This window comes from Shewanella surugensis, assembly GCF_023284005.1.
Taxonomy (GTDB): Bacteria; Pseudomonadota; Gammaproteobacteria; order Enterobacterales; family Shewanellaceae; genus Shewanella; species Shewanella surugensis.
The window spans coordinates 1-23,360 of the sequence record NZ_JAKIKS010000001.1 but is presented as its reverse complement, the minus strand read 5'-3'; the positions used below and the strand labels follow the sequence as shown (position 1 = coordinate 23,360).

Annotated in this window: 21 protein-coding genes and 1 pseudogene; 15 read left to right on the top strand and 7 right to left on the bottom strand. The window is 39.9% G+C overall.

Annotated features, from left to right (window positions below):
* Positions 1-141: 141 nt before the first annotated feature.
* From L2764_RS00105 to L2764_RS00095, 4 genes are all read left to right on the top strand, one after another.
* Positions 142-597: an META domain-containing protein gene (locus tag L2764_RS00105; protein ID WP_248938202.1), complete on the top strand. Its 456-nt coding sequence runs from the start codon at positions 142-144 to the stop codon at positions 595-597.
* A gap of 73 nt (positions 598-670) precedes the next feature.
* Complete coding sequence (locus L2764_RS00100; protein WP_248938201.1) at positions 671-1,111, top strand: GNAT family N-acetyltransferase; 441 nt, start codon at positions 671-673, stop codon at positions 1,109-1,111.
* 239 nt (positions 1,112-1,350) lie between these two features.
* The gene (locus L2764_RS28095) at positions 1,351-1,452 is read left to right on the top strand and encodes a VOC family protein (RefSeq protein WP_376708353.1); all 102 of its coding nucleotides are present in this window, start codon (positions 1,351-1,353) and stop codon (positions 1,450-1,452) included.
* A 4-nt stretch (positions 1,453-1,456) separates the two neighbouring features.
* Positions 1,457-1,747, top strand: coding sequence for a hypothetical protein (locus L2764_RS00095; RefSeq protein WP_248938200.1), 291 nt, complete (start codon positions 1,457-1,459; stop codon positions 1,745-1,747).
* A 255-nt stretch (positions 1,748-2,002) separates the two neighbouring features.
* Here the strand turns inward: L2764_RS00095 and glpT are convergent, their stop codons facing one another.
* The 5 genes from glpT to L2764_RS00070 form a co-directional block, all read right to left on the bottom strand.
* Positions 2,003-3,343, bottom strand: a complete 1,341-nt coding sequence (glpT, locus tag L2764_RS00090; RefSeq protein WP_248938199.1) for a glycerol-3-phosphate transporter — start codon at positions 3,341-3,343, stop codon at positions 2,003-2,005.
* A gap of 982 nt (positions 3,344-4,325) precedes the next feature.
* On the bottom strand, positions 4,326-4,772 hold the full coding sequence (locus L2764_RS00085; RefSeq protein WP_248938198.1) for a hypothetical protein: 447 nt from the start codon (positions 4,770-4,772) through the stop codon (positions 4,326-4,328).
* A gap of 252 nt (positions 4,773-5,024) precedes the next feature.
* A complete protein-coding gene (locus L2764_RS00080) occupies positions 5,025-7,319 on the bottom strand; it encodes a hypothetical protein (RefSeq protein ID WP_248938197.1) in 2,295 nt (764 codons plus the stop codon).
* Positions 7,237-7,833 (bottom strand): zinc dependent phospholipase C family protein, encoded by a 597-nt coding sequence (locus tag L2764_RS00075; RefSeq protein WP_248938196.1) that lies wholly within the window; start codon positions 7,831-7,833, stop codon positions 7,237-7,239. Before L2764_RS00075 ends, L2764_RS00080 begins: the two co-directional genes overlap by 83 nt.
* 337 nt (positions 7,834-8,170) lie before the next feature.
* A complete protein-coding gene (locus L2764_RS00070; RefSeq protein WP_248938195.1) occupies positions 8,171-9,028 on the bottom strand; it encodes a PA4780 family RIO1-like protein kinase in 858 nt (285 codons plus the stop codon).
* Between the two features lie 293 nt (positions 9,029-9,321).
* On the opposite strand from L2764_RS00070, the gene cobA reads away from it, so the two are divergent.
* The 9 genes from cobA (at position 9,322) to L2764_RS00025 (ending at position 18,011) form a co-directional block, all read left to right on the top strand.
* The gene (cobA, locus tag L2764_RS00065; RefSeq protein ID WP_248938194.1) at positions 9,322-10,092 is read left to right on the top strand and encodes a uroporphyrinogen-III C-methyltransferase; all 771 of its coding nucleotides are present in this window, start codon (positions 9,322-9,324) and stop codon (positions 10,090-10,092) included.
* Between the two features lie 472 nt (positions 10,093-10,564).
* Positions 10,565-11,962, top strand: coding sequence for a putative porin (locus tag L2764_RS00060; protein ID WP_248938193.1), 1,398 nt, complete (start codon positions 10,565-10,567; stop codon positions 11,960-11,962).
* 60 nt (positions 11,963-12,022) lie between these two features.
* On the top strand, positions 12,023-13,171 hold the full coding sequence (locus L2764_RS00055; protein ID WP_248938192.1) for an imelysin family protein: 1,149 nt from the start codon (positions 12,023-12,025) through the stop codon (positions 13,169-13,171).
* 12 nt (positions 13,172-13,183) lie between these two features.
* Entirely contained in the window at positions 13,184-13,324 is a 141-nt protein-coding gene (locus tag L2764_RS00050) for a hypothetical protein (RefSeq protein ID WP_248938191.1), read from the top strand.
* Positions 13,325-13,441: 117 nt separating this feature from the next.
* Positions 13,442-15,097: a di-heme oxidoredictase family protein gene (locus tag L2764_RS00045; RefSeq protein WP_248938190.1), complete on the top strand. Its 1,656-nt coding sequence runs from the start codon at positions 13,442-13,444 to the stop codon at positions 15,095-15,097.
* A gap of 263 nt (positions 15,098-15,360) precedes the next feature.
* Positions 15,361-15,744 (top strand): hypothetical protein, encoded by a 384-nt coding sequence (locus L2764_RS00040; protein ID WP_248938189.1) that lies wholly within the window; start codon positions 15,361-15,363, stop codon positions 15,742-15,744.
* Between the two features lie 160 nt (positions 15,745-15,904).
* Positions 15,905-16,066, top strand: coding sequence for a hypothetical protein (locus L2764_RS00035; protein ID WP_248938188.1), 162 nt, complete (start codon positions 15,905-15,907; stop codon positions 16,064-16,066).
* Between the two features lie 170 nt (positions 16,067-16,236).
* Complete coding sequence (locus L2764_RS00030) at positions 16,237-16,797, top strand: hypothetical protein (protein WP_248938186.1); 561 nt, start codon at positions 16,237-16,239, stop codon at positions 16,795-16,797.
* Positions 16,798-17,162: 365 nt separating this feature from the next.
* A complete protein-coding gene (locus tag L2764_RS00025) occupies positions 17,163-18,011 on the top strand; it encodes a hypothetical protein (protein WP_248938185.1) in 849 nt (282 codons plus the stop codon).
* 324 nt (positions 18,012-18,335) lie between these two features.
* Here L2764_RS00025 and L2764_RS00020 read toward each other — a convergent pair.
* Positions 18,336-19,671 (bottom strand): annotated as a pseudogene (locus L2764_RS00020) (ISNCY family transposase).
* A 183-nt stretch (positions 19,672-19,854) separates the two neighbouring features.
* Between L2764_RS00020 and L2764_RS00015 the strand changes: the two are divergent.
* Positions 19,855-20,448, top strand: a complete 594-nt coding sequence (locus tag L2764_RS00015; RefSeq protein WP_248938184.1) for a cysteine dioxygenase — start codon at positions 19,855-19,857, stop codon at positions 20,446-20,448.
* 251 nt (positions 20,449-20,699) lie between these two features.
* Entirely contained in the window at positions 20,700-22,634 is a 1,935-nt protein-coding gene (locus L2764_RS00010; RefSeq protein WP_248938183.1) for an acyl-CoA synthetase, read from the top strand.
* A 250-nt stretch (positions 22,635-22,884) separates the two neighbouring features.
* Here L2764_RS00010 and L2764_RS00005 read toward each other — a convergent pair whose 3' ends face one another.
* A complete protein-coding gene (locus L2764_RS00005; protein ID WP_248938182.1) occupies positions 22,885-23,313 on the bottom strand; it encodes a hypothetical protein in 429 nt (142 codons plus the stop codon).
* Positions 23,314-23,360: the final 47 nt, after the last annotated feature.

Here is a 23,360-nt window from a genome sequence, read left to right as displayed (position 1 = left end):
CCTGTGATGCTTCTTTTAGACGATCATAACGTATTTATTGCCAGAACAGGGATGACTTCTTTTATGCGATCCACTTTATCTTATCGATTTTTTCGTTATAATAATTAAATCATAATTAAATTAATGGCTTTGAGATCAAACATGATGATTGTAAGATTGATAATAGTGAGTCTAGTGGTATTACTCACTGCTTGCCAATCGACTGGAGTAACAGTTGATGATCAGCTTGAACTTGAAGGCACATGGCATATTGAAAAAATTAACGGTCAAGCTGTTGTTAATTACAGTCCAGCGCAGTTAAGTTTTGGTACTAATGGTGTGTTAAGTGGTAATAATAGCTGTAATACTTTTACGGGAAACTATACCTTTGTAGGCTCTTCGTTAGGTTTAGCGCCGGAGGCTGGCACAATGAAAGCATGTGTGGATGCATTAGAAGCCCAAGAGGAACAAGTCATGGTATTAATGCTAAATGTTTCTCAAGCCCGTTTAACAAAATCAAAATTACTGTTGAAAGATGAGAATAATAAGACTCTATTTGTGCTTAAGAAAATGGAGAGTGAGAATATCGGTGAGACACCCGTATCGAGTCATGATTAAGTGTTATTATCTAACCTCCTATGTTGAGAGCCGCATGCAAAGTAAAATAAAGAGTTAAGGCAGATAAAAGTGTATGCATATACGTAAAGGTGAAAAAAGTGATTTACAACAGCTGGTTGCATTTAACCTTGCGATGGCCAAAGAAACAGAAGGTCGAGAACTTGATATCGAGCTCCTCACGCAAGGCGTCAACCGGCTATTGGATTCCCCTGAAAAAGGTTTTTACTTAGTGGCCGATATTGATGGTGTGATGGCGGGCTCTTTAATGGTGACTTTTGAGTGGAGTGACTGGCAAGCGAAAGATTATTCTTGGATCCAAAGTGTGTATATTCATCCTGATCATAGACGAAAAGGCATTTATAAAAAGCTTTATCAAGCGGTGAAAGATACAGCCGAAGCAGCGGGTGGTGCAGCGAGTTTTCGGCTCTATGTTGAGCAAGACAATCAAGCGGCCCAGCTCACCTATGAATCAATGGGAATGCAGCCAAGCCACTATGTATTGTTTGAAGAATAGCGATTATCAATATCAGCTCTTTTTAAGGCAGCTGAGTGATCAACTTTCTTTGGTTTGCCGAAGAAGGTTTGGCTTGTCTATCTCATCTTCGTTTTTTGGCTCAATTAAAAATGATCTAACCGATTAATAATTAAGTAGTTGGCAATAGGTTTGATATTTTTTGTCGTGTTAAAGTCTATCCATTGAGAGGGGTTGTTTTCAGCTAAAAGCATGAAAAATATCGATATATTAAAAAAACCGTGGCATTTTACAATGATGTTTTGGGGATGCCTTTGACCAAGACGGTCACTTTGCCTAATGGGCACGGTCAGCATTTTTTCTTTGATTGTGGTGGGGGGTGATCAGTTGGCGTTTTTCTGCTTTCTAAAGGCACCAGAATCCCAAGCTGGTATTACCCATACTGCAAATTTGGTGACTCAGGGCGATATTACCTCGGCACACGGCTTCATGAATCATGTGGCTTTTGATGTACCACTTGAGAAAATGGATGAGTATAAACAGCGGTTGAAGCAAGCAGGACTGGAATGCACGGACGTCTATCATGATGACTCTGAAGCGGGGATACTGTTGGAACTTGCGTCATGGACACGTGAATTGACGCCTGCAGATGTTAATGTTGAGCCTATAAGTATATAGGGCTGAATGATATCCTACGAGAGGTGCTAGATTTTTTCTTTAAAGGGTTTTTATAAACAAGGCTAGCAGACCGCGATAGCTAGAGACGAAGCTGAAGTCAGAGCGAAAATTTTCGGCTCTATGTTGAGCAAGACAATCGAGTGGCCCCCACACCTATCAAGCGCTGGGAATGTAGTTAAGCCACTCTTTATTATTTGAAGAATGAAAGCCACCAATGAAGCTTAGTGACTTAGAGGATAGTTATCAATAGCTATTTTACTGGCTGACTCTATGATGATGCAGCTTGGGGTTCCACGCGAGTGCCAGGAAGAAGCAAGCAAAGAAAACCGAGGCGATGAGTAAATAAAAGCTGCTGTCCCAGCCAGAGTATTCAATGACTGAGCCCATGATGGCATTGGCGGGAACCGTCCCGACAAAATAACCAAACAGTCCAGTAAAGCCCGCTGCGGTGCCAGCGGCTTTTTTAGGGACTAAATCTAAGGCGTATAATCCAACAAGCATGACTGGGCCATAAATTAAGAAGCCTAACGCCGTCAGTGACGCCATATAAATCCAGATATTATGAATAGGGTTGAGCCAATAAACGAGTATGGCAACTAACATCAGTAACAGGTAAATAATACCGATAGGGGCTCGTCTCCCCTTAAATAACTTATCGGAGAGCCAGCCACATAAAATCGTGCCGGGAATACCTGCGTATTCAAACCAAAATATAGACCAAGCCGCTTCACTATTGGAAAAGCCTTTACCACTCACAAGGTAAGTGGGCGCCCAATCAGCAATACCGTAACGCAAGAAGTAAATAAAAGCATTGGCCAGAGCGATAAACCATAAGTATTTATTATTTAATACATATTGGAAAAAAATTTCTTTAGCTGATAATTCTTGTTCAAACTCGCTATTACCGACAATGCCCTGATCATGCTTATATTCTTCAATGGGAGGTAAGCCTTGAGATTGAGGGGTATCCCTCACTGTCATCAAGATAAAGCCGACTAACACTAGCGCCGCGATGGCAGGAAAGTAGAACAAACTTTGCCATTCGCCAAATATAATGATGCCGAGTAAGGCCAGTGGCCCGATAAGGCCGCCACCAACATTGTGAGCAACATTCCAAATGGAGACATAAGTGCCACGTTCTTGAGGAGAGAACCAATGTACTAAGGTGCGTCCACAAGGTGGCCAGCCCATGCCTTGCACCCAGCCATTGAGAAACATTAAAATTCCCATCATTACTAAGCTATTCAGCGCCCAACCACTTAAGCCTATGATGAAATTAATGATGGCAGAGAGGAATAAACCAGCAGCTAGGAAGTACCGCGCGTTAGATCTATCGGAAACATTGCCCATGAAAAACTTACTTAACCCATAAGCAAGGGAGATCATTGACAGCACGATGCCAAGCTGGGCTGTGGTATAGCCTTCTTGTTGTAAATAAGGCATAGCAAGGCTAAAGTTTTTACGAATGAGGTAATAACCAGCGTAACCAAAAAAAATGCCTAAAAAGACCTGTCCTCTTAATTTTTTATAAGCGGGATCGATGTCTTTCTTCGGGCGTTGTTGAATATGCCTAGCTGGTTTAAAAAAACCTATCATAATGATTTATATATCCGCTGAAAGTAAAAGTGGGTGGCACATAGTGTCGATGATTTTTTTATGAGTCTAGTGTAAATAATAGGCGATCTAAACTGTTAACAATTGATACACATTCAATGTTATCCACTATGTAATTAATTATATTGAACTAGTTAATATAAAAGGCGGTCTATATTTCAGCATTTTGGTGTCAGTGATGAACAAATGAATAATATTTTTTTAGCTTATAATATACAATTAATGTTAAAGGAATTTACGGCATGTTTTGTTATAAAGTTTGTTAAATTATTAATATAGATTAAATTTATTTCATGCTTAAAATAAAAGGTAGCTTTTGTTTCGATACATGCATAAGAGTTTATTTTTTTTTATTTTTCCGTTCCATTTTTCCATATTTCACTGTTAAATAAGCTTTTTAGTATATGTTAATTATATTTATTATAGAACTATATATGCGTAATAAAATGATTTTTGATTTCAGAACAAAAGATTACGAACTTTATGTTATTTGTTTGAATTGTTATTGATCTGTTTAGGTTCTTTACTTGTTCGTTTTCATTGTTTTTATGCTTATCAATAGTAAAAGTTCGTGGTTTTTGTTGAGATATCTAGTTCAAGGCTTTCATGTTATTTCGTATAGGCTAATATTAACGCTTAAATAAAGAATAAGAGTAGTAGATTTTTAATCTTTTTAGACAAGTTAATAAGACAATGTAAGGGGCAATTTTTCAATAAGTATCTAATTCATCATAAAAAGCCTTTGTGCTTAAAATATTAACAATTAGCGTTATATTTATTGTGCTCCGTATCGGGTTGGAGCGGTAGTGTTGAAAGGGGAAAGTGATGTCAGAGTCTTATAAGCTAGTGATCATTTGGTGCGGGTTAGTTTGGCTAGTGTGGTTTGATATAGTCAATCTAGTTGGGCTCATATGACATTGAACTTTAATGCTTAAATCGATATTTTTGCTAACAAAATAAAAAGTTATCGCTTTGATTTATTTAATTTCGTGCTTATTTCATTGGCTTTAAATTGCAATAAAGTGATAAAAGGTAAAACGATAATACTTGTGGTGAATATATCTAAAAGAGTGTGATATTTTTGATAAATCATCAGGATGATATAGAGGATCATAGAGAGGCTGGCAATTAATCGTTGATTTTTGGACTGTAATGAAAAATGGGTGACAAATACTAGTGATAATGCGGTGTGTGTACTGTAATCGAGCCCTAAGCGAGGCCAAATATTAAAAACATTATCGATAAACATGATCCCATAAATGAGCATCACCGATATCAATACCCCTAATACTTCATATGCTTGTGAGTGCCATCCATAAATGCTTACTTTTTTGAAAGCAAAAATGATGAACACTAACCCTAGTGCTGGAATATAACTGTCGGCAATAAAATCCCACTCTTGATATGTCAATGCTTTCCTTTATTATTCAATGCTCATGTCGACTAGATTGTCCCTAGCCTTAGAGTCCGTTTATTGTTAGCTAATATTCAAGCTAAAGTGTAACGGATTTTCTGGTGTAAAAGATATTGAAACAACAAGTACTTCCTTTGGACGTTTTTTAGTCATCAGTTTGAAATAATGGATGTTAATTTTGTGAAAGTGATGGGCTCTTACAAACTGTCCTTGATAGAGAGTAATAAGAACCAGTGTTAGCATTTTAGGTTAATGTAGCATTCCCATGATAATGGGGAGCAACATTATGGCTAAGCATTTTCTATCTTGTAAATTAGCGGGAAAAGGGTTAGCCATACAGACTTGATAGGGGTAGTTATTGCCAGCAATATGTTTACCTGAATACATAACATCTAAGTTGGGGGTGAGTGGCCCTTTAAATAAGCTATTGAATAATTTATCACGATTATTTTCTTTCCAAGGAAGAAATCCTAAGGGGGTTGAATAACTGTCGTATAGCTTTACATAGATATTGTTACTATTAGGTAAAGGTGGTGCAATGGGCATCCATTGATGATTACCATCAATATTCGAAAAAGCACTGGCCATAATATTATTAGTACCATTGAAAGTGTTAGCTGGTAACCCCGCATGAGTCGCTAAAAGCGCTAAACCATTGGCATCGAGTAAAGATAATTTGGCTAATTGCAGTGAATTAAAGATGACTGCAAAGTGGTTTGGATCGAATTTACCGGTCGTGCTTAATTGCATATCTGCTTTTATGCGCTTTGCCATATCAGGGAGCATCAGAATACCTTTTGATGATTGCGTTTCGGGCACAGTAAAGTAGTGGTTTAATCTTGAGTCATCTATTTTTTCGGACGATACATCTAGGAGTAACTGCACTTTATCGGGCACTAAATCACGCAACTTATCGCCAACTTGTTGTTTAAGTTCATCGGTTAATTCTTGGATCACACTATCAGAGAGTTCTTGAACTTTCGCTTTAACGCTTGATGAAATTCCAGGTGGCGTGGCTAATGTATTAATGATTTCAACAATGTTCTTCATGGCATCGATAAGATCTTGAATTGAAGATAACAGCCCACCCTCACATGCATTTCCTACAGAGCTAGGAATGCCAATAAGTTGTGCGTGATAGCATTTAAACCAAGTTTCTAATGGCTCGATGGTATCAGCACCAGCATAAGTGCTGTTCAACATGACTTGTCCATTGGCTTTGACGTAGGCAGACATGGCGCTGTCTAAATCCCCACGCCAACCTCGTAATAGTCCTTGTATGGGAGAGACATCAAGCGAGATGACTTGATTGAGATCGACAAAGGCATTGGCGACATTATTAACCGAATTACTTGCGGCGATCATTTCTTTTTTCAGTTCGATGACTTTATCTGTATAGGCGAGCTGATTGACTAATAATTCTGTTTCTAGTTTAGATTTTAAGGTGACAACATCGATTAATTGATCATTAATAGTATCGTTGACGTTGTAACAAAGTTTACCTATTGCAGTACTTCCTGCTGCGTCATTTACATTGGGGTAGCTACCTTGCCCAGTGCTATACACCACACTACTTGTGTAGGGGACTCTCTCTATCGTACATTTTTGAGTTGGGGGGGTTGTATCTTCCATCCAACACACTTCTTTTTCAACCGTATCGATATTTGGCCATAACAATAACTCTAGCTCGACTAATTTCAGCATGTTTTTATCAATGAAAAGATCATGTCTAACTCGCTCTCGATTGTTAAAGCAAGTTTGATCATTATCTCTACAAGCAAATTGGGGAAGCTTCTTTGTATTGTATGCAATGTTTTTTACTAATTCTGTTTTAGCAGCTTTAAAATTGCCATGGGTTCCATTGATCCTATGGGTTTCTGTGGTGGGTCGGTCTTTTTTTCTACCGAATAATCCACGCAGGATTGATACTCCAATAGAGTGGTTCGATATCCATTCAGTCAATCCTGTTGGATCCCATCTTGTTGCATCATCTAATAGTTCGCAAGACTTGCCTTTAAAGTGATCATCCATTTCTAAAAGTGCTTCTTCAAGATCTTGTTTGGTTGTAAGTAAGTCACGCTGCATTGCTTTAGCTTCATTATTGACCTTTTCAATACCATCAACTTGCAAAGTCTCGAATTTATTACTGATGGCATACATTTTGTTGCTAGCTTCTTGTAACTCATCGGTAACAGGGCCATTTAAAATATCGAGGACAGGCTGAACTGCATCGACAATAGCACCTGCTTCGGTGTCAGATAAATCAATGTTTAGCCAATACTGGGCTGCTATTTGGGTAACCCATTTATCGATTTCATGCCAAATACCTGCTTCGGCTAAATCATCGATGACTTGTCGATATTGCCAGTAAGCCGCTAAGTGTTTAGCGTAAGTATTCTGCTGATATAAAGCTTGAGTAGTATCATTATAAATGAGTGCATCTCGTACATTATTGGCGTAATCATTTTCGATGTTGACTCTGTGGTAAGCCGATGGCCAAGTTTGACCAGCATTGTTGCGAATGACTGGCGTTTTTTTCGGCAATATAGCCTTCGAGTGCAATATGCCTCGTTTCGACTAATGTCTCGTCAGTTAATGAAAAAATATCACCCGCATATTTATTAACGTATGTGTGAGCAAATACATCTGATGAGGCATGACCTAAGAATCCGTAACTATAGGCGGTCATTAAGGTTTTATTACTGGTGTTGGGGTTGTTAATTTCATTGAGTAAGTAATTGAGCCATTCTGCTGTATTCCAACCATTTTCCCCCGGATGGATCATGGATTGACCGACTAAAATATCTGGCGCGGCATCGGGGCCAATATGACCCATCAAAAAGGCATGTTGATAGCTCAAAATGGCTTGTTTTACATCTGATGGGACGGATAAAGTTATAATTTTTCCATTCAGTTCAATGGAGAGCTTGCCATCATTTTCAAGATCATTAATGATTTGTTGCCCTATCCAGACATGAGATTGAATTTTATAAGCTTGAGCTGAAAGGGGGATGCAGAGAAAGAGTATCCCTAATCCGAGTTTGAATAAATGTGTCAACTAAATACATCCATTTAATTAATATACTTATCACTTATATTACGTTAATTTAATCTTGGATACATCATGTTTGTGTATTGTTTTTTATCGTTTTTATCGTTGGTGTTGTGATGCAGTAAGTCGGAATGGAAGGGAATGCGATTAAACATACACCAGTGCGGTAATTGGGTGATGGTATGTTGAGTGCGTCATTTTATTCAAATTCGATTAAATTGAAATAGGATGGTGTTTAGCTTGAAAGTAAAGTTAAAGGGGAATATATGAAGAAACGAGACATACTTTCATTATTAAAAATGAAGAAAGTATGTCCTGTGAGAGTGTATTATTGAGCGGGCGGTTAATCTTCTTCGTTCGCTTGCAAAATACGTTCTTTTCGATCTTGCTCTTCATCAAAAGCAGCTTGAATTTCAGCGAGCACCGAATCCACATTGGCGGCTTTGTCACTTTCAGCAAATTGACCCGTTAATTCAGTATCGGGTGTCAGTTTTCCTGATTCAAATAAGGCCCACATTTCTTTTCCATAACGAGTGGATAAGATCTCAGGCGCATATTGACCATAAAATTGGGTCATGTTATTAACGTCGCGTTCTAACATGCGCTTAGCATTGTTATTAGCTGCTGCATCAACGGCTTGTGGCAGATCGATAATGACGGGGCCAGTATGATCCAGTAGCACATTAAACTCGGATAAATCGCCGTGGATAAGACCTGCACACAACATCAGTTGAACATCTTTCATGACTTTTTTATGATCGATTTGGGCTTGTTCTGCCGTTAATGTCACATCATTCAGTCTGGGCGCTACGAAGCCTTTATCATCAGTGATAAGCTCCATTAATAATACGCCGTCAAAACAGCCATAAGGTTGGGGTACGCGAACACCGGCATAGGCTAGACGGTAAAGTGCATCGACCTCAGCATTTTGCCAGGCTTGCTCTTGTTCTTGTCTGCCAAATTTAGAGCCTTTCTCCATGGCGCGCGAGCGTCGGCTATTACGCCCTTTACGTCCTTCACGGTACTCTACGGCTTTTTTAAAGCTACGCTTGTCAGCTTCTTTATAAATTTTAGCGCAGCGGATCTCCCCGGCGCAGCGGACAACATAGACGTCAGCTTCTTTACCGCTCATCAGTGGTCTTAGTACTTCATCCACTAGGCCTTCATCGACGAGTGGCTGTATTCGTTTTGGAATTTTCATTGGGGTCTTATACCCTACTTAAGCAAGAGATGGAATATGTAATTGGATTATATTTCGCAGTAGTCATGAATAACGTCAGATTAGCACAAAAAAATGAATAGATTAGTAAGATATAAGTCAAAATAGGGCTAAATAGGCCAAAATCTGTTTTTTGCTTTCTATGATGAAGGGGCATTTTTGCTCTGACTAAGTTTATATCATAATGGTATAACTTTTAACTATTATATCTTTATTAAGTTATAAGAGACAGCGTATATTTGTCTTAATGAAAGAGTATTAGGATAGAGTGAGTTATGGCAGTGGTAAGCGCAGTGGATAATCAGCCCAAGGGTAAAATATGGTTAGTGGGTGCAGGTCCCGGTGATGTTGAACTGTTAACGCTGAAAGCTTATCGCATTCTACAAATGGCTGAAGTGGTTTTATATGACGCGTTAATCAGCCAAGAGATTATGTCTTTATTGCCCAATACCGCTGAAAAAATTGCGGTAGGTAAGCGAGCGGGCAAGCACAGTGTTCCTCAAGATGAAATTAATCAGTTATTGGTTTCGAAAGGAAAAACCGGTAAAAATGTGGTTCGTTTGAAAGGTGGGGACCCTTTTGTTTTTGGCAGAGGCGGTGAAGAATTACAAGCCATTGTTGCAGCTGGTTTGGCATTTGAGGTCATTCCAGGCATCACAGCGGCCAGTGGAACATCGGCTTATGCTGGCATTCCATTAACCCATAGAGATTATGCTCAAGGAGTAACCTTTATGACCGGTCATTGCCAATTAAAAAGCCGGCCTATTGATTGGAATACTTACGCGAATCCTAATAATACCTTAGTGATTTATATGGGTATTTTAAATGCGAATCTAATTAAGCAAGGCTTAATAGCGGCAGGTAGAAGTGCCGATACTCCCGTGGCGATCGTGTCGAAAGCCACCACTTCAGAGCAACGTCAGTTTGTTGGAACTTTAAAGGAATTAGACCGTTTAGCGGTCGATCCTGAGTTGGTGATGCCAGCGTTGATGATTATTGGTGAAGTGGTGCAACTTTCAGACACGCTGAATTGGTATCAAGCTTAATATCTAAGCTGAAATAATCATTAACCTGAACTCGAACCTATCTTAGTGAATGAATGAAACCTTGCGGGTATATAGTAAAGGGCGGGGTTTCTATTGTTGTTTACTTTTTTTGTTCCTCAATCTTTTTTTCAGTATTCTTTGCTTTAGTTTTTTTCTTCCATTGGTATATCCCACTTTAACGGCTTAATTAACTGAGAGTTAGGTTGATTATTGATCAAAAAAGTAAAACACCTTGAAGGTTATTCTCGCTTCCTATTCGTGTCTTTTTGTTACAGCCCATGAGAACCTCAATCTTTACAAACAAAGACCCATCTATTTTAACCTCATGTTGTTAAAAGGTTTGATTTATTGTTATTACGTGACGCACTACTCAATTGTGTTTCTATTGGGTGGTAATTATAATGAAAATAATTCTTATTTGTTATACTATCCTCGCGATTTTTGGGGGTTTGTTAATAAATAAGGTGTTGGTATGAGGTTTAAGTTAAATTCGCTGGCGTTGATCTTAGGATGTTGTTTCAGTGCGAGTAGTATGGCGGCAAATGATCCTGCTTCTTTGGCGAGCGCAATCGCTAAGCAAGAAGCTGAATTGACCTTGCTTAAGCAGCAATTGGCTAAGTTAGCTGAACAGCAGAAGCAGCAAAAACAAGAGAGTGAAATCGAGAGACAACAACAAGAACAAGCGATCGTTTCTCTTCAACAAGATAGCGCAACCGCTCGGCTCGATAAATTCATTTTCAAGTCTTATGGTACGGTCAACTATACCAATCAAGAATATTTCGACAATGTACAAGATACGACCCCTGAACGTCGTGGGCGCTTTGATTTAGAACGTATAGTGACGGAGTTTGGCTATCGCTTTAATGATAAATGGGACATAGAAGTTGAAATTGAATATGAACATGGCGGTACGGGCACAGCATTAGAATATGACGGTTTTGATGAGTTTGGTGAATTTGAGTCAGAAACAGAAGCCGGAGGGGAAGTACTCATTGAAAAAGCCCAGATCCGTTATCGTCCAAGCGATGCCTTTGGGGTTAAATTTGGTAACATTCATCTGCCTGTTGGTTTAGGCAGTATATTACATAAACCCAACCAATATCTGACTGTTCTCCGCCATAAAGGTGAGCAAGCGATGCTGCCAACTGTATGGAATGAAAATGGTGTCGGTATTTTTGGCGAAGTGTCTAATGTTTTTTACCAAGCGCAAGTGGTGAATGGGTTAAATTCCGAATATTTCCGTACCTATAATTGGGTTGCATCAGGACATCAAAAACGTTTCGAGCAAGTCAATGGCGATGACTTAGCCTATGTGGCTCGCTTAGATTACGGTAATTTCAAAAAAGGTTCAGCCGTTGGTGTGTCTTATTATTACAGTAACACCAGTGGTAATAGACATAAAACCAATAAAATCAGTGAAGATGGTACCGTCACTATTATCACTGTTGCAGGGGCTTACGTCGAAGGCCCTTGGACTATTCGTGGGCAATATATTTATGGCACACTCAGCGATGCCGATGCCATCGCAGCAGCCAATAAAACGACCCCTGGATTACAACCGGGTAATTTCGCACAGGTGGGGTCAGAATCAGAAGCCTTTTTCATAGAAGCTGGATTTGACTTAAATCATTACACCGATATTCCCGTCACTGTTTTTGCCAGTATTGATTACTCCAATCCGTTAAAAGAAGTGGAAAGTGGGGTTGCGAGTAAACGCTTTGAAAATACTTGGACAAGTGTTGGCGTGAACTACTTCCCTATTCCTAAAGTTGTGATTAAAGCGGAAGCGGGAAGGCAGCAAGTCGCAGTGGCTTCGATTCCCGACACCAACTTTTTTGCTTTAGGCGTCGGTTACCAATTTTCTCTTTAATTTATCAACTTATTTAAATTTCAGTTTATTCACTTTTAGCTTATTCACATGGAGTTTTTTATGAAATATTTTACCCGTACAGCCCTTGCGATGGCATTAATTACCACATTAACAGCATGCGGTGGTTCAGGTTCTGATGATAGTTCGACTGAAAATACCAGTAGCAGCTTTAGCTTTACTGCCACAGAAACCATCACCAATTTAACCGATGATGTGATTGTGGCAGGTTATGAAAACCTCGCCTTGCAAGGCGATGCTTTATTACTTGCGACACAAACGTTACTCAATAATGCGACAACCGAAAATTTATTAGCCGCGCAAGCCGCGTGGAAGGCTGCGCGTGCGCCATGGGAGCAAGGTGAGTCGCACATTTTTGGCCCTGTTGATGCGTTAGGGATTGATCCTCATTTAGACAGCTGGCCATTGAATACCTCAGATCTCACCAAGGTTCTGGCCAATAACTCAGGATTTGATGCCGCGACGATTAAAACATGGAATGATGATGTGCAAGGTTTTCATACCATGGAATACTTATTGTTTGGTAATGGTATTAACACCAATGAAAAGAGCATCGATGAGTTAAGTCTTAGCCAGCGTGAATATTTGGCGGCGCTTGCAGAAGTGTTTCGTGATTACACTGCTTCTTTAGCGGATGCTTGGACGGTGAGCTATGACGCTGGAAACGGTGCTGCTTATGCGGATTCATTGAAAACGCCTGGGGAGAATAATAATACTTTCTATAGTTCAAACTTGAGTGTTATCCAAGAGTTAGTTAACGGTATGATAGGTATTGTCGATGAAGTGGGTAATGGAAAAATTGCTGATCCTTTCGGTGAATCCTTAGCCCAAGCCGATACCTCAAAAGTAGAATCACAATATTCTTGGAACTCATTAACAGACTTTAGCGATAACATTAAAGGCGTGCGTAATGTCTATGAAGGTGAGTTTTTAGGCAGCTCGGATAAATCCGGTATTGTCGATTTTGTTACAGCTGCCGATGCAAAGCTTGCCGCCAGGATTAGTGCTGAAATCAATGAAGCCATTTTGCTAATTGAAGCGATAGCAGGCTCAAATGATACGCCGTTTCGCCAAGCGATATCGGATGTCGATGGACGGGTTCGTATTCAAGCGGCGATCGATGCGTTAAGTACGTTACAAACCAGCTTAGAAAATGACGTTATTCCATTATTAAGTCAGTGGGATATCTAAGGTTACTGGGACATGAAATCGATAAATTCAGCCGCAATAGATGACTTTCTTTATCGATACCTAACCCCGCTGAAGGTCAGTATTTCAACGGGGTTTGGTAACAGTTTTGACTATAAAAAATATAATAACTTTTGTTATACCCCTGCATCTTGAAGTATCACGGGTATACATTTCCCGGTGATTTGAATGTCTCTTTTTCTCATCATTGGGGATTAACAAATCAAAGGCAGTGTGAGGTGTTACTTTTACTGCTTTTTTTGTGAGGCAATAATGAAGCATAAAAACCATCTGTTACATCTAAGTACAGTATTATTTTTGGGTCTGAGCTTAGCCGCTTGTGGTGGCTCTGGTGAGGATGAGTCGACAAATAATGATGTCGACAATAGCGACTCAACCGACCAAGACGTGGTAGTCGTTTATCCCAGTTTTACAAATGTTATCTTAAGTGGCGGTGAGACATCGGCAACGGATACCAATGAATCGGGTCATGGCTTTTCAACCCCCGCAGCTAATTTAACCCAAGAAGATTTCGATTTACATTTAGAGGGCGACGCTAATTTTGAAATGAAATTTACCACAGCGCCGAATGAGAATAACCCTGAGCTTGATGGATTAGGGCCGGTGTTTAATAACGCTGATTGTAACTCATGTCATCAAAGAGATGGCCGAAATTCAACGCCGATTGTCCCAGAGGGAAGTGATCGTGTCTTATTAGGTACCGAGGCGGGAATATTTCTGCGGATCAGCACTGCAAGAGACATTGATTGTGAACTTGGCACGGCTGAAAACGAGTATTGTGCGCCGATCCCAGTTCACGATTTCGGTACACAATTGTTCCATCGAGGCGTGTTAGAAGCGAGACCTGATTGGCAAGATAATCAATTCATAGGACAGGCAGATGTGTATTTGTCTTATGAATATCAAACGATAACCTACAGCGATGGAATGAGTGTTGAGCTGAAACGTCCTTTATTTGCGGTAGAAAATCCTTATGATTCGCCCGGTGAAAGTTTAGATAGCAGTAATGTCACCTCGGAGTTATTACAAGAAGACGTGTTAATGGGCTGGAGAAACAGTATGCCAGTGTTTGGTTTGGGTCTATTAGAGGCCATTCCTGAAAGCCATATTTTGGCTCATGTCGATGTGGATGATAGTAACAGTGATGGTATTTCGGGCCGAGCTAACTATGTGTTTGATGCGGTTAAAGCCCAAGCGGGAAATGACAATCCGGTGTCTTTAGGCCGCTTTGGTTGGAAAGCCAATACCCCGAGTGTCAGGGTGCAATCGTTAGGTGCGCTTCGTGGTGACATGGGCGTGACTAATCCGCTGTTTCCTGATGAAAGTGTGGCGGGTACAGCGTTACATGACTCTTATTTAACCCGTACAGGCTTTGTCGATATCGGTAGTGATGAAAATGGTGAGCCGGAGGCCAATGAAACCTTTAGTGATGCCGTGGTTTTTTATGCTGAAACCTTAGCCGTACCAGCAAGACGCAATGTTGATGACATTGACGTGCGTGAAGGGGCAAGATTATTCGATGAGCTTAACTGTACTGGATGCCATACGCCTAGTTTTGTGACGCAAGCTTCGGGTGAATTAGGCGGGAAAGCCATGAGTAGTGCACTCAAGGGGCAAACAATTTATCCTTTCAGTGACATGTTACTCCATGACATGGGAGAGGGGCTCGCCGATGGCCGTCCCGATTTTCTTGCCGATGGTAATGAGTGGCGTACTCGCCCGTTGTGGGGGATTGGGTTAACGCAAACTGTTAACCCACAAGCAGGATTTTTGCATGATGGCAGAGCGGCAACATTGGAAGAAGCGGTGTTATGGCATGGCGGTGAAGCATCAAGCAGTCAGCAAGCCTTTATGGCATTAAGCGGCGTAGAAAGAGATCAAGTGATTGACTTCTTGATGTCATTATAAGGGATTAATGAGTTAGTAAGGCTTTGAGACTCACTCAAAGCCTTGCCTACAAGGAATTTTTAATTCCAGCTGAATCCTGCATCTTTAAATATAACGGGTATATATTCCAGCGTGAGGCTGATTTCTATTGCCCTTAGTGATAGAAAGTAAGAGATTGTAAATTAACTTATTTATTTTTCTTTTTGAGATAAGATTTAACCTTAATGGTTAAGCTTAGCTTCATCAGTGAGTTGCTTGAATATCATGTTTTAAAGGGAATTTTTATGTATTTGTTTCTCATTATTCTTTCAATGTTACTCACTTATATTTATGCCCGACATCAATGGCATCATAAAATAATACCTCAAAATAGCAATGACTCTCTCAACACTCGATGCTCATATGTATGGTTTCATTGGTTTACTTATGCTTTGAGAGCGCAATCATTGATCATGCTATGTTTCGGGTTTATTGAGATTAAACTTGAAGAGCAAGCCTTATTCGGTATTGTCACCCAAACCCTAATAGGCAGTGTTTTATTTGGCCTGTCTTTTATTATTTTACGCGCTAATATCTATGTGTGGTTTTTAGCGACTCTACTGACCTTTAACCCGCTTTTTTGGTTGGAAAATACCCTTTATTATTTTGAACATAAACGGCTTTTTTAGTATTAGCCTCTATTTTTATTCTTTATAATTAGTCGGTTACCTAATAGGGTTTGATAAGGTAATATTGACTTTTTTAGGGGGGATTTTGCTACCTTACTTGCTATATTAGTAAGGGTAACGTATTATTTTTAAACATATCTGTAAAGGATTGATGAGTATTATGACGTTAGAAGCAATTAAGCGTGCGGCAACTGCCTTAAAAAATAAGAAAAGTACTGATTCATATGCACTTTCAAATCAAATTAAAGCACAAATATTAGCTCGGAAAATGTCTGGCGATGAAATTAATCATTTGTATGCTAAAACGAAAATTCAGCTCTAACGGTTTTTTTACGTCTTATTGATGTCAATTCAGTTTTGCCTTTCTCAGTCATAAAGGCTAAGAACAACGCGTTAAGATCTCAATTTTACCATCAGTATTCTTGTTCCATGTCTGTCCAGAAGCCATTTCTTAGGATGTAATCGTAATCAACACATAAGGAGTTGTGTGCTGTGTGGAATCATCGGATTTTTGACGAAATTATTGAAGGTGATGATGATTTTGTCGGCATGATTGCTTATGCCATTTACAAGCAAGAAAAGATTAAATGGATCAATGTCCAGTATGAAAAAACGGGTTCTTACCCTGTTAAAGATGAAATCGATCGTTATTTTCATGATGTCGCCTCCACCCCTGATTCGCTCGCCCGTTACCGCCAGCAGGCTGAAAATATTGTCAACAAATTTACTCAACTGTCTTTACTTGAAGAATTGGATGAATATAAGAAGCAATTACGCGACGATCAAATAATTCTCTCCATCGAAGAAAAGCTCTATAAAAGCAAAGCGAAAACTATTTTTGAAAATGTCATTTCAGGCTTAGTCGCCTCTGGGATCATCGTGGTTTTGAGTGTCTTTTTATTTTTGTATGATAAAATGCAAGATGAAACCTTCAACCAAGCCTCGCGCATTCCGGACATTATTCAAAATAATTTACCCGATAGTCTAAATGATGATTTAAGCACAGATGTCAGTGAAAAAACCAATAGAAAGTTGTCAGATAAGAGTTATTAAAGCAGGCTTTAATGGTAATGTGATCCTCTATAGAAAGCATCTAACGTAGCATAAAGTGTTTTTGAACCCGCATTTAGTGTGCCTTTCAGGCATTCTTCTGTGTTGCATTGACTTAAAAGGGAACAACTATTTATTCATCGATGCGCCTTGAATTAAAACGCCAGAGAGGCTAGGAATTGATCACTTGTAGATTGGAATGGGTATAAATATAAGTGATTTTTGGATAATTTTGGATAATTTTGGATAATTTTGGATAATTTTGGATAATTTTGGATAATTTTGGATAATTTTGGATAAATTTGATATCCCTTTTATCATATCAAGACTAAAGTCTATGTTGTGTTTTTTAGACGAAATGGCGTTGGATGATGACTGAACTAGCAATAGCAGGTAACCCCTTTTTTGATCGACATATTAATCTGGATAATGTTGAAAAAAGTGCAGCAGAAGGGACACAACTAAAAGAGCTTAATTGGCTTGAAACCTTGATAGATAATTGGTTCTCCCAAGGGAACAAAGCAAAAGCGATTGATGCTTTTAATACCCTATTAGATCCTTTAGTCATGACAGTGCGAAAAGAGGCTGCCATTGCAACGCTTAAGTCATTAATCGCTGAAGGTTCAGAACACCTTATCTCTGGGGAGAGAGACCCCAATATTTCGACTCAGTTTAATATCACCGTAGTTGATAAAGAGATCAGCGTCAAAACGGATCTCAATTTAATTCATGATATGCAAAAGGGGCTTGCTAAAGCGGGAGGTTTATTAAGCTTAACGGCGGAGAGTTTAAAGAACGACTTTACTCAATTAGCCTCAGGAAGTGGGGCTCTACGCTCACCGATCACCTCGGCTAAATATTTTAATCAAAGTATGAGAGGCTTAGATTTAGGCAAAGATAATCCTGATCTTCAACAAGAAATGAATCAGATTTTAGATACTGATGTCCAAGGTTATCCATTTAGGGAATGGGGAGATTCGAGCAAAGGGGTAAGTTATTTCATGCAGCGGATCACCCAAGATGAACTAACGAACGCCGCTAAGCAATTAAACACTTTAGGATCGAGAATAATCAATTTAAATCAACTTATTTCAGATAGGTATCCAAAACCGACAGCAACGCCTAAACTGGTAGACATAACATCTGAAATAGCGGGAACCAACCTAGCGTCTTCGGTGCCTAAATTACCCTTACAGAGCATTTCTTCGTTAGTATGAATGTGCTAGCGTGAACATAACGCTAAGTTTTTATCCTCAATAAGTCGCCGTTTAGAGAATAGCATCGCTATTTTCCATTTTATCCTTGGTTGGGTAAACGGTTGATCCTCGCTGATGGCGATAAAAACACCGCCTTCATTGACCAAAATGAAACAGCCCTGAGCTTTAGAGTGGACATCAATACCAAGATTAGTCATTCAGCTTGATTGTTTAAATAGCCTCATGTTATGGCAAGTTAGTAATGTCACATGCTGAGCAAAGTAGAAAGGTCACATTCCTCAGGATTACAGCTCGTGAATTTCTGGGCTGTTTTATAAACAGATATCAACTACGGGTTAAACTGGCCTTAAATTCGACCTCTTGCGCAACTAATGGGTTAATGGCCCGTACTTGAGCTTTACGACTGCCTTTCCTCGCATTACGTGTACGTTCAGGCGTGTTTGCTCTTTCTGCCTGACTCTTTTTTGCAAAGGCCAGTGCAGCACCTAAGCGCTTATTATCGACCACTTCACCTTGTTGAACACTTCTGAGTTTATCGAATATGCTGAATGTCAGTTCTTCACCACAGTATTTAATTGAGATCGTGCCGTCTGGATAGTCATAAACCACCACTGACTTGCCGATTAATCATTTCGATTTCTCTGTAGGGTCAATGAGATAAATGACTTTATCATATTGTAAAGTTAAGGCTCTGGTTAGTTTACGGCTTGTTTGCCTTGAAAAAATATCATGCAGTTCTGACGCTGATTCTGTCACTAAACGATGGACATCTTGTGAAGAGTGAGCAGCACAGGCAAAACGGCGATTAAAATCAACCATAAACTCAGGGAGCCATACGTTCGCCTCTTCCATCGTGTTTATCTCTGCAAGACGCATCTCTTTAATTAGACGGTCTTGCAGTGTCCTATTTGCCCGCTCAACTCGACCTTTAGCCTGTGAACTATGAGCACAAATCAACTCAATATTAAGCTCATAGAGCGCACGGCCATACTCGGTCATTTGCTGATTACTTTTTTTGCTGGGTGAATTGACTTTGAAAACAGAATACTTATCACTGTAAAAAGCAACGGGTTTACCATGGTTATCAACATATTCTCGCGTTAAGTTCATGTAATCATATGTCGTTTCAGACTCACAAAATAGCAGTGACATCAGCTTACTGGTCGCATCATCGATGAATACCAACAAACAGCACTTAGCCGAACGGCCTTCAAACCAGTCGTGATGAGAACCATCAATTTGTATCAATTCACCATAGCATTCACGCCGATAACGAGGTTGATAAACTTTACTCACTTTGTTCTTATGCACTTGCCATAAGCCTTCTGTGATAAGCCATTGCCTTAAGGTTTCACTCGACAGGTGAATATCATGTAATTCAGCCAATTTTTCACAGGCAAACGTCGGTTTAAAATCCGCATATTTTTGCTTAACGAGCGTTAGGACTTTATCCTTAAATTCAAGTGAAAAACGGCGATTACTGGGTAATCCACGGCGTTTAGAGACTAGGCCAACGTCACCTTGCTGACGCAGTTGATTAACCAGCCTTTGGATCTACCGGCGACTGATCCCTAATATACCCAGCCGCAGCTGACTGGGTTAACCTTTTATCACAAACCTTTGTGATCACACCGATGCGGTGCAGTTCGTTTTCACTCATCGTAATTAACATGGCAACATTATTTTATGCAGGACAATTTATGACCAAGCATATCAAAATGTGACATCTCTAAATTGGGGGGGATGTGACATTACTATATTGGATCTACACTCAATTAACAGACGACTTGTATTATGTAATAAACAGTTATAACTTATTATAAAAATGAACTAAGGAGGCGGTTTGGATAATTCAAGTTTTCCCCCTGAACATACACCGGTACTCAGTGCTTTGTTAGATGCTGGCGATCACATCAGTTTTTCTGGTCTAATTCAACAAGTTCAGCTTTTCAGTAAGCCACTTTCATTGGCAACCATCTGCTTTGTGCTTGAGAACGTCATGTTGAGTGAGCTTGAAATTAAATCGTTAGCATCATTTGAATCTGATCATTACTGCCGTAAGTGTCTATTTCGTAACGATCATTGCGAGATTTTGATCCTCAGCTGGCTCAATGGTCAACGCAGCAAAATTCATGATCATTTGGATACAGTCTGTGGAGTAAAAGTGTTGCTCGGGCAAGCGACGGAAACACGGTTTGAAACGGCGGCTAATGGGGATATATACGCAACGCAATCGGTACAATTTGATAAAGAGAACACCACCGTCAGTGAGGATAATGATATCCATCAAATTTCTAACTTACAGGCTGACGATCAACCGCTAGTTACACTTCACATTTACTCGCCACCTTTGCAACAGTTCCATATTTACCAACTAGAAGATGGCAAATCTGTGTTACTAAATGCACAACAGGATCCATGTTTTTATGAAATTTAAGAAGAAGGGAAGGGGGGCTTGGTCATTAAGCTGCGCTTAATGAAAGAATGTGAGTTTCCACTCACACTGGAGCAAGAGGGGATCTACAACCCCCCCCCTCTTGCTGATTTTTGGAAAAAATCCTTTACGGTCCCAAATGAGGTTCATTTATTTATACATTATTTTAACGGTATTTATTGCCTGCCGCCCCTGACGAAGTTAATTTCCTCATATTCGAGTCAAAATAATCGATGAATATATAAGGTCGACGTATGATTACTAAGCATCCAGTTCACACATTAGCAGACATTAAAGCTATCGAACAGACCCCATATGAAACTCTTGGGTTACCTGAAAATACTTATGATTCGATTGTACGATCTAGCCTTAAATGTCCAGATCGAGACGCCATCATTCTGGTGTCTGATGGCGAGCGGCCAACGGATGTCACTGTGCGTTATTCATACGCAGAACTGGTTCAATTTATGAATCGTACCGCGAATATGTTAAATGCACTCGGTTATGGGCGAGATGATGTGGTGACACTATTGTTGCCTAATCTGCCGGAAGCACACTTTTTTCTTTGGGGAGGCGCGGTTAGTTGTCAAATTAACCCCATAAATCCACTGTTAGGGCCTGAAATGATCCGCGATATTATGTGCGGTGCCAATAGTAAGGTGTTGGTTGCACTAGGGAATATACCTGGCACGGATATCTGGGATAAAGTAACCGCGATTAGTGAACACATACCGAGTTTGGAAACCATTATTTCTATTGGTGGCGATCATCTCTTTAATTCAAGCGTAAGAACTAGTGTTGAGTTTCGCCACCAAAAACATTACCACTATGAAAGCATTATCCATGAATATAATGCGCTATCTTTGGATAGTCATCGTACTGTTAAGGGAAGCGATATAACAACTCTATTTCATACTGGTGGCACAACGGGCAAACCTAAGTTGGTTCAGCAAACCCATATTAATCAACTTTATATTTGTATGGTGATTGATATTATCTCAGATCTGGAGCCTGACGATACGATTTTAGTGGGATTACCTATTTTTCATTGTAATGCCGCTATTCTCTCAGGTCTTATGCCTTTGAGTATGGGAAACACCATTGTGATTGCGGGCATAGACGGTTATCGAACACCAGGTATAGTGGCCAATTTATATCGAATAATTGAACACTTTAATGTAGCAAGTTTTAATGCTGTGCCAACTATTTATGCCGCATTAGTCCAGATGGGAAAACCTGTTAACAAGTTAGATAGTTTGAAATTTGCAATTTGTGGTGCGGCGCCTATGCCTGTTGATTTGTTTAAAAAATTCCAGGAACTCACTCAGATAAAATTGATTGAAGGATATGGGTTAACAGAAACAACCGTTGCCACAAGCTTAAACCCTATTGCAGGAACTTCCAAAATTGGTTCCATTGGCTTGCGTTTTCCTTATAGTGATATGCGTTGTGTGAAATTGGACAACGAGGGCAAGTTACTACGCTTTTGTGATATCGATGAGATTGGGATACTGCTCGTGAGAGGGCCACATGTGACTCCCGGTTATACACAAGCGGGAAAAAATAAGAGTCTATTTGTCACTGATACTGATGATATTCGCTGGCTAAATACTGGTGATTTGGCGAGAGAAGATGAGGACGGTTTTTTCTGGTTAACAGGTCGATTGAAAGACGTTATTATTCGCGGTGGTCACAATATCGATCCACTCATTATCGAAGAGGCGTTACAGAGTCATCCTGCCATCGCATTTTCTGCAGCCGTTGGGCGTCCAGACTGCTATTCAGGTGAAGTGCCTGCCGCATATGTGGTGCTCAATAATGGCGCAGAAATAACCGAGGCTGATATCCTCGAATATACTAAAAATACAGTGTCTGAACGTGCGGCAATCCCTAAGGTGATACGCATTCTGCCACAATTACCTGTAACGGCAGTGGGTAAAACGTTTAAACCTAAATTAGTATGGATGCAAATTGAAGAGGTCTATCAAGATGTACTCGCGCCAGCTTTGTCCGGGGATAGAGTAGAAGTTACCGTGGGGGCTGATGATGAATATGGAACCTTGGCTGACATTAAGGTGACGCTAGCTCAAAACCTCAAAGAAAAAAGATCAGACACAGTCATCGAGTCCTTAGTGCAGAACATTCTTAGCGAATTTACTCATCGCTACCGACTTACGATCACTCGTTAGCACCCTGAGCGGGATCATACTTTGTAGACAACGTTGAACTAACCCGCTATTTCATGATCTCAAAAAGAACAGTAACCAAGTCACTTATTGTTAAATCCTGAAATAGTAGTGTTGAAATAGTTATATCAGTGTATCGCTTCATATTGGAATAACTATTTTGTTTAATAACAAGTGTTAATTCTAATAGAGTATGGTCATCGATTACCTTCAAATGAAGGTGGGTGACATTTTTTAATTTATTAAGCTGCGCTTAATGAAAGGTGGTGCTTTTTAAAATAGTCCCACTCCTTCTCGTAATAAAAAGTGGGGTTAGGAGGATTGCTGGTCCTACAACTTCCATGTTTAAAAGCCAGTTCAGCATCAGTGCTTCTCGCTTATAGAAGCCACTTTGTGGCCTTCGCCCTCCTAATGACCGCCATAACGCCTGAGGGGCGTAAGCTTTCAAATGAAAGTTGATCACATTTTCTTTTGTGGTGAGTTGGCTTATTCGGTATTGATTAAGTGTGTTGTTAGTCGAGTTTTCATGGGTACTTATTGCCTGCGGCAGGCTTTGTGTAGATACCTCTATGACACACTGCGAGTACGTCCGTGTAAGTTCGACGATGGCATCCCTGCCATCCAGGGCGGGAGCATACTTTGTCGGATAATTAACCAAAGAAAACTTTTGCCCTGTAATCATCGTCCCAACTCGCCTTTTTTAGCTTATTTCGCTGACTTGGCGCACCG

Excerpts from the sequence above, each read along its gene's own strand:
- L2764_RS00100 (WP_248938201.1), top strand. The coding sequence starts at position 671 with ATGCATATACGTAAAGGTGAAAAAAGTGATTTACAACAGCTGGTTGCA.
- cobA (WP_248938194.1), top strand. The coding sequence starts at position 9,322 with ATGGCAGTGGTAAGCGCAGTGGATAATCAGCCCAAGGGTAAAATATGG.
- L2764_RS00035 (WP_248938188.1), top strand. The coding sequence starts at position 15,905 with ATGACGTTAGAAGCAATTAAGCGTGCGGCAACTGCCTTAAAAAATAAG.
- L2764_RS00045 (WP_248938190.1), top strand. The coding sequence starts at position 13,442 with ATGAAGCATAAAAACCATCTGTTACATCTAAGTACAGTATTATTTTTG.
- glpT (WP_248938199.1), bottom strand. The coding sequence starts at position 3,343 with ATGATAGGTTTTTTTAAACCAGCTAGGCATATTCAACAACGCCCGAAG.
- L2764_RS00070 (WP_248938195.1), bottom strand. The coding sequence starts at position 9,028 with ATGAAAATTCCAAAACGAATACAGCCACTCGTCGATGAAGGCCTAGTG.
- L2764_RS00050 (WP_248938191.1), top strand. The coding sequence starts at position 13,184 with ATGAAATCGATAAATTCAGCCGCAATAGATGACTTTCTTTATCGATAC.
- L2764_RS00025 (WP_248938185.1), top strand. The coding sequence starts at position 17,163 with ATGATGACTGAACTAGCAATAGCAGGTAACCCCTTTTTTGATCGACAT.
- L2764_RS00055 (WP_248938192.1), top strand. The coding sequence starts at position 12,023 with ATGAAATATTTTACCCGTACAGCCCTTGCGATGGCATTAATTACCACA.
- L2764_RS00105 (WP_248938202.1), top strand. The coding sequence starts at position 142 with ATGATGATTGTAAGATTGATAATAGTGAGTCTAGTGGTATTACTCACT.
- L2764_RS00040 (WP_248938189.1), top strand. The coding sequence starts at position 15,361 with ATGTATTTGTTTCTCATTATTCTTTCAATGTTACTCACTTATATTTAT.
- L2764_RS00060 (WP_248938193.1), top strand. The coding sequence starts at position 10,565 with ATGAGGTTTAAGTTAAATTCGCTGGCGTTGATCTTAGGATGTTGTTTC.
- L2764_RS00005 (WP_248938182.1), bottom strand. The coding sequence starts at position 23,313 with ATGATTACAGGGCAAAAGTTTTCTTTGGTTAATTATCCGACAAAGTAT.
- L2764_RS00010 (WP_248938183.1), top strand. The coding sequence starts at position 20,700 with ATGATTACTAAGCATCCAGTTCACACATTAGCAGACATTAAAGCTATC.